The sequence below is a fragment of the Sphingomonas colocasiae genome, from assembly GCF_019880585.1.
In the GTDB taxonomy this organism is placed as follows: Bacteria; Pseudomonadota; Alphaproteobacteria; order Sphingomonadales; family Sphingomonadaceae; genus Sphingobium_A; species Sphingobium_A colocasiae.
Window position 1 is genome coordinate 416769 of the sequence record NZ_JAINVV010000011.1, and the last position, 12796, is coordinate 429564.

Annotated in this window: 12 protein-coding genes and 1 pseudogene; 6 read left to right on the plus strand and 7 right to left on the minus strand. The window is 68.4% G+C overall.

The features are described 5' to 3' along the window. Positions 1–6: 6 nt before the first annotated feature. The gene (locus K7G82_RS23545; RefSeq protein ID WP_222992392.1) at positions 7–597 is read right to left on the minus strand and encodes a hypothetical protein; all 591 of its coding nucleotides are present in this window, start codon (positions 595–597) and stop codon (positions 7–9) included. Beyond that, positions 590–1072, minus strand: coding sequence for an RNA polymerase sigma factor (locus K7G82_RS23550; protein ID WP_222992393.1), 483 nt, complete (start codon positions 1070–1072; stop codon positions 590–592). Before K7G82_RS23550 ends, K7G82_RS23545 begins: the two co-directional genes overlap by 8 nt. 114 nt (positions 1073–1186) lie before the next feature. Here K7G82_RS23550 and K7G82_RS23555 point away from each other — a divergent pair, with 114 nt between their 5' ends. Together K7G82_RS23555 and K7G82_RS23560 are read left to right on the plus strand one after the other, a co-directional pair. Next, positions 1187–2635 carry an amidohydrolase family protein gene (locus K7G82_RS23555; RefSeq protein WP_222992394.1) on the plus strand — a complete coding sequence of 483 codons (1449 nt, stop codon included), beginning with the start codon at positions 1187–1189 and terminating at the stop codon, positions 2633–2635. Continuing rightward, a complete protein-coding gene (locus tag K7G82_RS23560; protein WP_222992395.1) occupies positions 2632–2922 on the plus strand; it encodes a hypothetical protein in 291 nt (96 codons plus the stop codon). The genes K7G82_RS23555 and K7G82_RS23560 overlap by 4 nt, the downstream gene beginning before the upstream one ends. 13 nt (positions 2923–2935) lie before the next feature. Here K7G82_RS23560 and K7G82_RS23565 read toward each other — a convergent pair whose 3' ends face one another. From K7G82_RS23565 to K7G82_RS23575, 3 genes are all read right to left on the minus strand, one after another. After that, positions 2936–5137 (minus strand): esterase/lipase family protein, encoded by a 2202-nt coding sequence (locus K7G82_RS23565; protein WP_222992396.1) that lies wholly within the window; start codon positions 5135–5137, stop codon positions 2936–2938. Positions 5138–5768: 631 nt separating this feature from the next. After that, entirely contained in the window at positions 5769–6515 is a 747-nt protein-coding gene (locus K7G82_RS23570; protein ID WP_222992397.1) for a LytR/AlgR family response regulator transcription factor, read from the minus strand. Next, a complete protein-coding gene (locus tag K7G82_RS23575; RefSeq protein ID WP_222992398.1) occupies positions 6512–7606 on the minus strand; it encodes a sensor histidine kinase in 1095 nt (364 codons plus the stop codon). The genes K7G82_RS23570 and K7G82_RS23575 overlap by 4 nt, the downstream gene beginning before the upstream one ends. Before the next feature lie 205 nt (positions 7607–7811). Between K7G82_RS23575 and K7G82_RS23580 the strand changes: the two genes are divergently transcribed. Genes K7G82_RS23580 through K7G82_RS23595 form a run of 4 tightly spaced genes read left to right on the plus strand, consistent with a single transcriptional unit; the run spans position 7812 to position 11621 of the window. Next, a complete protein-coding gene (locus K7G82_RS23580; RefSeq protein WP_222992399.1) occupies positions 7812–8828 on the plus strand; it encodes a retropepsin-like aspartic protease in 1017 nt (338 codons plus the stop codon). Positions 8829–8845: 17 nt separating this feature from the next. Continuing rightward, complete coding sequence (locus K7G82_RS23585) at positions 8846–10027, plus strand: hypothetical protein (protein ID WP_222992400.1); 1182 nt, start codon at positions 8846–8848, stop codon at positions 10025–10027. Between the two features lie 38 nt (positions 10028–10065). Beyond that, positions 10066–10917 (plus strand): hypothetical protein, encoded by an 852-nt coding sequence (locus K7G82_RS23590; protein ID WP_222992401.1) that lies wholly within the window; start codon positions 10066–10068, stop codon positions 10915–10917. 44 nt (positions 10918–10961) lie between these two features. Further along, on the plus strand, positions 10962–11621 hold the full coding sequence (locus K7G82_RS23595) for a hypothetical protein (protein WP_222992402.1): 660 nt from the start codon (positions 10962–10964) through the stop codon (positions 11619–11621). On the opposite strand, the gene K7G82_RS29935 is transcribed toward K7G82_RS23595, so the two are convergent. Continuing rightward, a complete protein-coding gene (locus K7G82_RS29935) occupies positions 11615–12268 on the minus strand; it encodes a patatin-like phospholipase family protein (RefSeq protein WP_246623803.1) in 654 nt (217 codons plus the stop codon). The two genes, K7G82_RS23595 and K7G82_RS29935, sit on opposite strands and share 7 nt — an antisense overlap. A gap of 10 nt (positions 12269–12278) precedes the next feature. Beyond that, a pseudogene (locus tag K7G82_RS30340) lies at positions 12279–12785 on the minus strand (patatin-like phospholipase family protein); the annotation flags it as partial. Between the last annotated feature and the right edge of the window lie 11 nt (positions 12786–12796).

The window sequence follows — 12796 nt, forward strand, 5'->3', positions numbered from 1 at the left end:
GAAGCTCTACGCCTTCTCCCGATCGGCCTCTTCACAGGCCGCGATCATCCGATCGCAGGCGTCCGCTTCATCGTCCAGCCCGCGCCGGCGCCAGATCTGCCAGGCCCAGGTCAGGATGGCGGCCGCCCCCCATGTCGCGGACTGGAACGCCGCCAGGCCCGGCCGCGCATATCCGGCGGCGGCCATCAGCCAGACCGCCGCGCACAGGGCGATCAGGATGATCGCGGCGCAGCGCGCACCCCATAAGGACCGGCGCGCCGCGGCGATCAGCCGCCGGTGGAGGCGCAGGAAGTCGAGCGGCGTTTCCTGGCTGTCGACGAACCGGTTCCTCAGCGATTTGACGAACCCGACCGAGACGGCGACCAGCGCGACGAGATAGGCGAACGCGCCCAGCGCCGTCACCGGATCGCGCCGGTCGAACGCGGCGAGGGCGAAGCCCAGGAACAGGCCGCCCATCAGCAGCACGCTCGCCAGATTGCCCCAGGGCGCGGCCCGAAGCCGTGCCTTGCGGCGCGCGACCCATTTGCGGAGATGCGCGATATCGGCCGTGTCGGACCGCCAATCCCGCTTCAAGCCGTCGAGAAACACATCATCCATCGAGCATCGCCTTCAACTGCGCCTTGGCGCGATTCACGCGCACCCCCACGTTCGAGGCGCTGATCCCCAATGTCTCGCCGATCTCGGCATAGCTCAGATCCTCCAGCAGCAGCGTGATCACCTGGCGATAGGGCAGCGGCAGCCGCCGGATCGCGCGGTGCACCCGCTGCGACGAATCCCCGGCCATCACATGCCGCTCGGGGCCGCCGGTGTCGGGCTCCGGATCGATCTCGACCGCCCTTTGCCGCTTGATCCGCATTTCCTTCATCACATGTTCCACGCCGCGATTATGCGCGATGCGGAACACGAACGGCCCCAGCCGGTCGATCGCGCGCAGCGACGGCAGCGCCCGGTGGATCGCCAGCAATATGTCCTGCGTCAGATCCTCCTGCAGCATCGGATCCGCCTCATAGGAGGCGGCAAGCCGGGCGATCCCCGCGCCATAGCTGTCGATGATCTCCTCCAGGCTGCGCATCCCCGTTCAGTCTTTCCGCGCGCCGCGTTTCTTACAAAGAATATTTCGCCCGAAATCCGTAATGACGCGCCGGCCCGGACGGACTGTGTTCGCACAATCCTGATGGAGCCTGATGTGTTGCGAAACCTCAAGACCGCACTGGCCCTGGCCGCCGCCATGGTCGCGCCGCCCGCGCTCGCGGAACCCGCCGAACGGCATGTCTATCATGGGCTCACCATCCTCGATCCGGTGCGCGAGCGGGCGGTGCCGGACAGCTATATCCTGGTCGAGGGCAAGCGGATCGCGCGGATCGGCCGGGGCCGGCCCAATATCCGCGGCGCGACCGCGCACGACATGCGCGGCGCCTTCGCCATGCCCGGCCTGATCGATACCCATGCGCATCTGACGCTTGGGCCGATCACCATCGAGAAGACGCCCGCCCCGCCCCATCTGGCGATCGGATATGATCCGGCGATCACCCGCCACAATGCCGCGATGCTGCTGTCCTACGGCGTCACCACCGTGCGCGATCCCGCCGGCGATCCGGCGATCGCGCGCGGCTACGATGCCGATATCGCGCAAGGCCGCTATCCGGGGCCTGAAGCCCTCCATGCCGGAGAGGTGATCACCCGCTCTCCGGCCGCGTTCAAGGGACTGGCGCTACGGCTCGGCCCGGATGGCGACATGACGACGATCGTCGCGCGACAGGCGGATGCCGGCGCCGCCTATATAAAGCTGTACGAGGGGCTGAACGCGGCGGACCTCGAACAGGGCGTCAAGGCCGCCCATGCCCGCAAGCGCAAGGCCATCGCGCATCTCGGCGACGTCAGCTGGACACGCGCGGCCGAAATCGGCGTCGACGGCATCGTCCATATGATGCCGATCAGCCCGGATCTGCTGCCGCGATCGGCCCGCGCGGACTATCTCGCCCAGCGCCGGCCCGGCGCGTACGCCTTTTTCGAATGGTATGAAGCCGCCGATCCCGATTCCACGGAGATCGCGCTGATGATCAAGACGATGGCGCGCCGCAAGATCCATCTCGACGGCACGTTGATCGGTTTCCGCCAGATGTTCCACGGCGACGATCGCGCGCTGATCACGCAGCGGCTGGATCAGGCGCATCCCGCTATGCGTGCCAGTTTCGAGATCTTCCGCCACGACGCGGGATGGACACCGCAGGATCGTGCGCGGGCGCGCGCCGTCTGGCCCAGGGTGCTGGATCTGACGCGGCGGATGTACGAGGAGGGCGTGCGGATGACGATCGGCACCGATCTGGGGGGCATGGCCTTTCTCGTGCCCGGCTTCAGCATGTCGCAGGAAATGACGCTTCACCGCGAAGCCGGCATTCCCGCCTGGGCGGTGCTGCGCATGGCGACCAGCGATGCCGCCGACGCGCTCGGCCTCGGCCGCCGCACCGGCCGGATCGCGCCGAAGATGGAGGCCGATATCCTGTTCCTGAACAGCGATCCCCGGCAGGACATGCGCGACATCACCGACGTCCGCGCGGTCCTAGCCGATGGCAGGCTTTTCGATCCGGCCGCCCTGCGCCGGGCGCCGGCGGGCCGGGGTGGGAGCGAAAAATGAAGCGCGCCAGCCCCCGCCTCCGCCGCATCCTGGGCATTGCCGCGCTGTCGATCGTCGCCATGACCTGGGCGAGCGTCGCCATCGTCATCTTCCTGCTTCCGTTCGACAAGACGCGTTTCGCGGTCAGCTGGACGGTCGCCGTGCTCATGACCGAGGCGCTGTTCTGGGTCGCCGTGGTCATCGGCGGCATCAGCGCGGTGAACCGCTTCCGCTTCTGGCGGCGCAGGGCGCATCCACCCTCGGGCGACGGGAGTCCCGAATCAGGTTCTCGCGCCGGAGATCGTTGAGGGCGCCGCCGCGTCAACCGGCACCCGACCATGTCGACAGGACGACGTCGCGCGCCACGGCCTGATCCTCGTTGCGCAATGTCAGCCTCCAGATTCCCCCGGTGACCGCACGGTCGACGAAGATCGAACGGAAGATCTGGCGCGCCTCGGGCGTGCCGCTCCTGTTCTCGCCCGCCACCGCGCCCTTGTCGTCGGTGAGCGTCGCGGAGACCGTGCTCGCGGCGACGAAGGTCAGGCCGAGATTCCTGGCATCCCTGACGGGCACGGTTACGTCGATCGTCTCGCCCGGCGCGAGCGTCACGATCTTCGAGAAATCGGGGGCGGCGGCGGGATCGCCTTCCACGCCCATCAGCATCAGCCGGCCGCGCGCCGGCGCGGCGGCGCGCGATGACGCGTTCGCTTTCGCCGGCCCGATCGCGACGCGCGGCTTCACGAAGGACGAGAACCCCTCCGCACCGGTCATGTTGATGTGCAGCACGCGCTGCTGCTCCACGTCCGTTATCGTCCAGGTCGCGGAGGGCACGGTGACCACGCCGTCATTGGCGTTCAGCATATAGCAGATGGCGGGGAGCGGATTTCCGGCGAGAACCGAGAACTCCACGCCCTTGCGCTCGGTATGGATGGCGTTGAATTTCTCCACCACACTCGGCCGCAATTCGCGCAGCGCCTCCATCGAGCGCCCGTCGAACTCCAGCGGCGCACTGATCAGGTCCGCGCAGCGGCTGCCCATATTGGGGGTGCCGAGCATCACCAGATGCGACACCTGCGGCTTGCCGTCGGCATAGCTGGGCATGGCGGCATGGATATAGCGCCGGCTGATCAGCCCGCCCATCGAGTGCGCGACGATGTCGACATGCCAGGCGTTGCGGTCCTTCTGCGCATAATCGATATAGCGCCGCAATTCCTCGGCATTCTGGGCGATCGTGTTGGTCGGCTGCAGATTGCCCAGTTCCTCGCCGGTGCGCATCCGGCCATGTTCGGGCCTCTCGCCCACCGGGAACGCCTTCCAGTCATAGCTGTGGCTGGTGGTCAGGATATTCTGCCAGACCTCCCATGTCCGCCAGTTGGACCATAGCCCGTGGACGAGCAGGACGGGTTTGGGCGCGACCTTCAGGTTGCGCGTCATGTCGTCGGCCTTCTTGCCCGCATCCTCGATCTCGGCCTTGATGCGCTGCACCAGGCGCGGGCGGCCGTCGTCGAACCAGGAATAGCCCGAACTGTCCCATTCGAAGACCGCTTCGCGCTGCTCGCCCGACGGCACGGTGACGGTGACCTCGCCCAGCATCCCGTCGGGGCGGGCGCCGTCCCATCTGTCGCCCTTGTAGGTGTCGCGGAACTTCACCGTCGTCGATTTCTCGTCCGGCCCGTCATTGGCGACGATCGCGGTGATCCGGACGATATTGCCGTCGATCGTGCCTGTCTGTTCGGTGATCTCCTGCCAGGCTTCCCAGGTCGGGAAACGCATATCCTCGAACTTCATGTCCACCAGCCGCAGCGCGCCGCCGCAGCGGCGCAGGCTCCAGCCCAGACTTTCGGTGACGCCGAGCGCGCTGACCGAATAGCTGCCCGAGATGCGATCGGGATCGGCGGGCGAAACCCGATCGCCGCCGCCGCTGGAAAAGACGACCGCGTCGATCGTCGTCGGCATGTCGGCGATGCTGTTGTTCACCCCCTTTTTGGGCGTGCACTGGCCGCTATAGCTCGCCGTCGATGATCCCGAGACGGTGCCCTTCATCTCGGGCAGGCGGACGCCGACGCTGTAGCTGCCGTCGCTGTTCATGCCGACATGGACGTCGGCCTCCATCCCGCTGCCGCTGGCGCGGGTCTCGCTTTTCGTCACGAAACTGCCGGACATGCTGCGCGGCGTGCGCTCATGCGGGCAGATGTGCCGATCCTCCGCCGCCTTGGTCTCGGTCGAGATCGAGCTGAGGCTGACATTCGCCAGCGCGTCGCTGATATCGGAATTCTGCGTCGCGCGAACCGCCACCTGCGCGACATAGTCATAGGTCATCGACCAGTTGGTGGTCTCGGTGCCCGTGCCCGAAACGCGTTTCTCGGTCTTCGAATTGCTTTGCGCCTGGTTGCGCGAATAGGTGACCGATCCGGCCCAGCCGCCCGAGCATTTGGGGGCGGCGGTCCTGGCCATGGCCGGAACCGCCGCGCTCGACAGCATCAATATCGCCGCGAACGCGGGCAGGCTGCGCGAAACCATCATCGATATCCTCTTGTTCGTCGGACGGGCGGTTAGAGCGGTTTGCGATCTGATTGAATCAGATCAACCGCTCTAAGTCTTTGTTAAACCGCGATTTCCGAGTCGTCAGATGATTCCATCCGACTGGAAATCGCTCTAGGTCGCGGCGCGCGGCGGCGCCTGCCCGTTGCTGTCAATCCGGATCGCGGCGCGACCGGAACATCCCCCCGGCGACGAGCCCGGCCCCAGGCGCGACGAAGCAGCCCGCCCGCCGCTCCATCGCTGCCCGGAAATTCGTTCGGAGGGGGACGCGCCACAGGCTTCTCCTCCCTGTCGCGCAGCGATGGGGAGGGGGACCGCCAGCCAGAGGCTGGTGGTGGAGGGGAAATGCGATGTCGGCGCCGCGCAACGCTTCAAATAGCGTTTATCGAGCGATTTCTGTTGGATGTCGGGAGAAATACCGCATCGTAACACCCCTCCACCACGACGCTTTGCGTCGCGGTCCCCCTCCCCGCGCTGAAGCGCAGGGAGGAGAAAATCGCGCGAGCGTTTCAGGGTGCGGATGCGTCAGCATCCCTGCATCCCGATATCGACCGCCGGACATGATCCAGAACGGCAGCGCGCTTTCGCGGGAATTTTGATCCGCCCTATACCGTCAGGCGAGCCCCAGCCGGTCGAGCACCGCCCGCACATAGCTCGGCCCCACCTGCACCACCGCGCCGTCCTCCATTTCGAGCGCGATCAGCCCCTTGCCCAGCCTTTGCACGGCCTTGACGAGCGCGGGGCGGATGAAGGACGAGCGGTGGACGCGCATCAGCTGCTCGGGATCGAGCACGTCTTCCAGCGCGGTCATCGAGATGCGATGGATGTAGCTGCGCGTACTGGTGTGGAACAGCACATAGTCGCGCGCCGCTTCCACCCACTCGATCTGCGCGACCGGCAGGCGCAGATTGCCGCTGGGCACCTGCACCCAGATTGCCGCGTCGCGAACCTCCGCCGGCGCCATGCCCGCCAGCCGGTTTTCCGCGTCGCGCATCGTCCGGCGGCGGCGCGCGCGCTCCACCGCCTGGCGCAGCCGGTCGAACCGCACGGGTTTCAGCAGATAGTCGGCGGCGTCGACCTCGAAGGCGTCGGGCGCATATTGCTCGAACGCGGTGACGAAGATGATTTCCGGGCGCGGATCGGCGGCGAGATCGGCGGCGACGCGGATCCCGCTTTTCTGGGGCATCGAGATATCGAGCATCACCAGATCGGGCTGCAGCGCCGCGATCTGGCGTTCCGCTTCCCCGCCGGTCGCCGCGGTGCCCACCACCACGACATCGTCGATATCGCCGAACAGCGTGTCGAGCCGGCGGAGCGCCAGCGGCTCGTCGTCGACAAGCAGGATCCTGAGCGCGCTCATGCCACTGCCCCCGCGATGCTGCGCCGGAGCGGCAGGCGCGCCGTCGCCACGAAGCCGCGCTCGCGCTTCAGCGTCTCCAGCCCGCCCGCCGCGCCATAGAGCGTCTCCAGCCGCTGCCGGATATTGGCGATGCCCACGCCGGTGCCCGGCCGCGCATGTTTCTCGTCGGCCGTGCCGTCATCCTCCACCGAAACCACCAGCATCTCCCCTTGCGTCGATGCCTCCACCCGGATCGTCACCGGTGTCGCCGATGGCGCCAGCGCATATTTGATCGCGTTTTCCACCAGCGGCTGAAGCAGGAAATTGGGCACGAGCGCGTTGTTCAGTTCGGGCGGGCAGACGAACTCCACCGCCAGCCGGTCGCCGAAGCGGACGCTTTCGATCTCCAGATAATGCTGGAGCGTCGCCAGCTCGTCTTCCAGCAGCAGCAGCGCGTCGGGCTCCGCCGACAGGGTCGCGCGCAGGAATTCCGAAAGCTTGGCGAGCATCGCATCCGCCGCGCCATAATCCTTGATGACGATCAGCGACGAGATGGCGTTGAGCGTGTTGAACAGGAAATGGGGGTTGAGCTGGTAGCGCAGCGCCGCAAGGCTCGCCGCGCTCGCGGCGGCCTCCGCCCGGCTCGCCGCCTCGCGCGCCACCGCCAGTTCCAGTTCGCGCTCGCGCGTCACCAGATTCGCCTCGATCACCGTGAACGCCGCGCCGAGCAGCGCGAACTGCCAGATCAGCGCGATGAAATTGTTGGTCGCGCGCAATGCGAAGGGCGCGGACTGCTGCGGCGAAACGACCAGCCGTCCGATCCACTCGCCTGTGGTCGCGTCGATCAGCGCCAGCATGCCCGACGCCAGGCACACCGCCGCGCCCATCGCGGCCAGCCGGACCAGCGCGCTGTGCCGGCGCGTTCTGCGGACCGCCCAATAGACACCCCCCGAAAGCAGCGCGCCCATCACGCAGATGTTGATCACCGAAAGGGTGACGTAGACGCCCGCGCCGCTGAACACATGATAGGGGATGATGTAGAGTATGCCGGACAGGATCCAGGTCGCGGCGATCAGGATCAGGGTCTGATAATGTTCGGGCTTCAGCGTCATGCCGGTTCCATCGTGTAATGTGCGTCGAGCATAAAGGAAATGCAGGCGGCTGACGCCCGTGCTCGTCGCGCCAGCGTCCGCCTTCGTCGCGCCGCCTCCCGCTCCGGCGAAGCGATATCGGCCTTTGTCGCAGACGCGTGGAGCGCGTGCTGCGTCCGCCATAGTCGAGCCCCGTTCGCGGCACATCGCCGCCAGGAGATCGGCCATGACCCATATCCGTTATCGACATCACCTCATCATGTTCGGCCTGCTCGGCGCGCTCGTCGCCGTGGAGGCGCAGAAGAGCGCGAGCGCGCAGACCGGCGCCGCGGACGCGCCGGCAAGCACTGCCGCCCCGGCGGGGCAGACCCAGCCGCTGGAGATCCTCCGCTCCGGCCACCCCGTCGTGCAGGTGAGCATCGACGGCGCCGCGCCCCGCCGCTTCGTGATCGACACGGCGGCGAGCAGCACGACGATCCTGCCCAGACTGCGCGCGGAAATGCCGGGCCTGGTCGCCAGGCCGTCGGCCGAGCCGCTCGACGGTGCCGCCGGATCGACCGAGGTGGAGACCGCGACCGTCGGCCAGTTGCAGACCGGCGGGCATATGCTGCGCTCGCCCGAACTTATGCTGCTGCCGCCGGGGCCGAGCGACCGGCTGGGCGCCGACGGCATATTGGGCGCCGACATCATCGCCGATTTCGCGGTGGAGATGGACATGCCCGGCCGGCGCTGGCGCATGACGCCCAGGGTGGAGACGGCGATGCTCGACGGGCTTCCCGCATCGGTTCCCTTCACGCTGGATGATCAGCGCGCGCCGCGCCTGACGATCCGGATCAACGGGGTGGAGATGCCCGCGATCCTCGATACCGGCGCGCGCGGCACCGTGGTCAACTGGGCCGCCGCCAGGGCGATCGGCCTATCGCCCGACAGCCCCGGGCTGGTGAGGGCGTCGGACATCCGTGGCGCGACCAGCCATGCGGTGCCGAGCGTGGAGGCGCGCATCGACGCGCTGACGATCGGCGATGCCAGGGTGGACGGCCGCAATATCCGCATCGCCGACCTGTCGGTGTTCAAGGTGCTGGGATATTCGCTCGACCAGCCCGCCGTGATCCTGGGCATCGACATGTTCGCCGATCGGCGCTTCGTGATCGATTATCCCGGCAAGCGCCTCCACATCTCGCCGCCCACGCTGACCGCGACCGCACTGGCCTCCGCGCCGGCCGCCGCCCCAGCGCAACCCTGATCTGCAAGGATTCGAACATGAAACCGATCCTGATCGCCGGGGCGTCGCTGTCCGCGCTCGCCCTCGCCGCCACCGGCGCCTTCGCGCAACAGGCGGCGAAACCGAAGATCGACGCGGTCTATTGGCTGTCCGCCGAAACCGTGTCGGGAATGGCCGCCGGCCAGCCGAACGGCGTCGAGAAGAACCTGCTGCTCCAGCTGGGCTCGGTGCGCCGCAATCCGGCGCCAAGCGCCGATCACCTGCCGCCCAGCGCACTGCGCGCCGGCGACCGGTTGCCGCTCGTCACCCCGGCGGGTGCGCCCAAGGCCGATGGCCGGCCCGATTACCGCCCCGGCCCGCAGCAACAGCCAAAGGGACGGATCGAACTCTATTGGGGCTGCGGCGAAACCGCGCCGTCGGGCCAGCCGGTGGTCATCGATCTCGCGACGATGAAGCCCGGCGCGCCGTCGCCCTTCGGCGCGGTTCCCAATGTCCGCGCGCTGACGCCGCCCTCGGCGCTCCGCCACGCCACCTATGGCGAATGGCCCAATGAACGAAAGGACACGCGCGTGCCGCGCGACGCCTCGCTTGCCGGCGAGCATCTGGTACAGGGCAATTATTCGCCGGACATGCGCTTCACCGTGGCGCCCGCGAACGATTTCCTCGCCCCGCTCGCGCCGCGCAATGCCCCGCTCGCATCGGGCGCGGTCAAGGTCGCCTGGCCCGTGCTCGCCAATGCGCGCGGCTATATCCTGACGGTCACCGGCGCGCGCGAGGACGGCACCATCGTCATGTGGACGTCCAGCGCGGTGCGCATGCCGGGCATGGCGCTGCCCGACTATCTCGATCAGGGGGATATCGCCCGGCTTGTCCAGCAGCGCATCCTGCTCGCGCCCGAGGCCACCGAATGCGTCGTTCCGACGGCGGTCGCCAAGGCGGCGTCATCGGCGATGCTGATGATGACGGCCTATGGGCCGGAGGCCAGTTACGGCTCCCCGCGCGACGCGAAAGAGGGATGGGCGGTGAAGCTGCTCACCAGGGCGCGGCATATGGGCATGCTCGGCATGGACCTGGCGGCGATGATGTCCGGCGGCGACGATGACGACGAAGATGGCGCGAACGCCCGCGACCGGCCCGCCTCTCCGGCCGAAGCCAGGCAGAAGAGGAAGCGCGGGCTGCTGCGCGGCCTTGGTTCCGCGCTCGGCGTTCCCCTGCCCTGAATCCGCTCCCTCCCGTCCTCGCCAGCAAGGCAATCCCGATGACCTATCCTTTGCTCCGCCGCGTGCTGCTCGCCGCGCTGGTCGCCACGCCCATCGCCCCGGTGCCCGCCGTCCCGGCCGACAGCCGCGCCCCCGCCAGGCTGATGCAGCGCTGGGCGCAGCCGGCGCCCGCCCCCGGCGCGGGCCTGCCCGGCTGGTATTCGAAGGCCCCCGACGTGCATGTCCATCAGCCGCGCAACCTGTCGGCCATTCCCCTGGCCGAAGTCGATCTGCTTCGCCGCCGTGCGATGGTGGCGTTCCAGGCGGTGATGCGGCAGCCCTCGCTCAGCGACGTGCGCGGCGCCAGCCTGCACGCCGACATCAACATCTCGGTGGTGCCGACGATCGACGGCGTGCGGCTGGTCGGCGCGACGCTGAGCATCCGGGCCAAGAGCGTGATCGCCGGCAAGGCCGATACGGTGATGCGCGACGGGCGCTACGTCACCCCGTCCGAGGAAGGGGCGGTGCTCAGCATCCTCCTCAATCCCTATGACATGATGGCGCGCCGCCGGGTTCAGGCGGAAGGCGTCGAGGCCGGCGGCCTGCAGATCCGCACCGGATCGGCCTATGGCCTCTATCTCGCCGACCGGCTGCCCGACTATGATCCCAGGTCCGAATATGCCTGGGCGCCCCGGCCGCTCGCGATGCAGTTGCAGGGCGATCGCAGCTGGTACCAGCCGGGCGCGCCGGGCGTGCATCCGCTCGTCGCCCATATGTCGAGCCACGCGCACGAGAATGACGCGCTGCGCGGCGACACCCTGGATCCCGAACGACCGGCCGCGCGCCTCGCGGCGGCGATGTTCATGGTCGACTGGGACGATGTCCGCCGCCGCATGAAGGCGGTGACGTGATGCGCGCGCCGCCCCTCCCCATCATCAACGACAGGACCCCGTTCATGCGACATGCGATCCCGATGGCGGCCGTCGCCGCCGCGCTTCTGGCGACGAGCCAGGGCGCGCAGGCCCAGGGCTTTCTGAAACGCCTTGCCGACCGCGCGCTGGACAAGGCGGAACGGACCGCCGAGACGATCGGCGAGTCCGCCGCCAGGGGATCGCCGCGCGGGCGCAAGGCCAAGGACAGGCGCGAAGCGGCGCCGGCCGCCGCGCCCGCCGCATCCGAACCGGTCGGCCCCGCCGGCCCTGCCAGGGCGGCGCCCGCCGCTGCGCGCTATATCGACAGTCTGCGCACACCCCCCGATGTCGAGGCGCAGAAGACCGCGTACAACAGGTTCGGCGAAGTCAGCTGCAATGATTGCGAAGGCGGCATCGATCTCGATGGCCGGCCGAAATTCGCCTATGACCAGTATAGCGGCAAATATAACGAGCGCGCCGCGCGCGCCGGAAGCTGGCCGGTGGGCCACACGCACAACTGGCAAGGCCGGGCGTCGAAGGGCACGCTGACAGTGCTCGCCGAGGAGAGCGTGGACGGTTTCCGCTGCCGGCGCCTCGAATATCGCCTGGTCAGGGGCGACGCCTCCGCCACCCGGCCGGGGCTCATCTGCTTCGGCCTGGCCAACAGTTCCTCCGAAGTGGAGAAATGGCACGAGATCTATTGATCGCGGCGCCCCGGCGACGGCCCATCGGCGGGGCGCCGCTCCGCCTGGCGCAGCCCCTGTTCGAACAGCGCCCGCATCTGCGCCGGATCGAACAGCCTGCCATCCGACAGCGGATAATCCTCGTCCACCGTCACCATGTCGAACGCGATCGCATGATCCTCCGCGAAGCGGCGATAGGATCGGATCCGCTCGCGATCGGCTTCGTTGATCAGCGTGTCGAGCGCACGCCCCGCGATGGCGAAGGCCCTGGGCCGGACGACCTTGTACGTCCGGGCGAGCTTGCCGTTATAAAGGATGGTGAGCGAGGCGCCGGCGGGCGCCGCCACGCCGTCCGCATCGTCCCAGACGATCGCCGGCGGCACGCCGAACACGCTGCCGACGGTCCCGCCGTCGACATGCATCTCGGCAAAATGCCGCGCGCCATCGGCGACGTCGATCAACACCGGCGGGAACAGCGCGGGAATGCTTGCCGACGCCAGCAGGATCCGGCGGGCAAGCGCCAGCCGGGCGGTGGACGGGCTGGCCGCGATCGCGCCCAGATCCCATATCACGGCGCGGCCCGCGTCCAGATTGGTGGTGGCGATCAGCAGCCGTCGCCCCCCGTCGATGCTCCGCCGCGATGCGATCGAGCAGTTGCGTGGTGACATGCCGGGCGATGAGACGTTCGAGCGGCCGGGAATCGGCAAAGGATGGCCCGCCGGCCAGGCCAGACACCAGGCGCGCGCGATAAATGTCCCTGGCGCTGATCGACGTGTAGAGTTCGCGGAGCGTCGCGTCATGGCGCGGCCCGAGAAACGCGAAGGGCGCGATCAGCGCGCCCGTGCTGACGCCGGTCACCACCGCGAATTCGGGGCGGTCGCCGCGCGCCGTCCAGCCCGCCAGATAGCCGGCGCCGAACGCCCCCTTGTCCGATCCGCTCGATATGGCAAGCAATGCGGGCCGCGTACGGATGCCCGCGGCCGCGCGGTCCGCAAGCCAGGCGGCGCGCCACTCGCTCCAGTCGGACAGCGGCGCATCCGCCCAATGCCGGATCGATCCGAACCCCGGCACCTGCGCGGCGGCCTGCGCGGCGGCGGTCACCTGCGGCCGTTCCGGCCATTTCGCGCACCCGCCCGCCGCGACGAACAGCAGCAGCGATGCCAGGCGCATCCCGGATCGCGACATCGGCCGGCGCC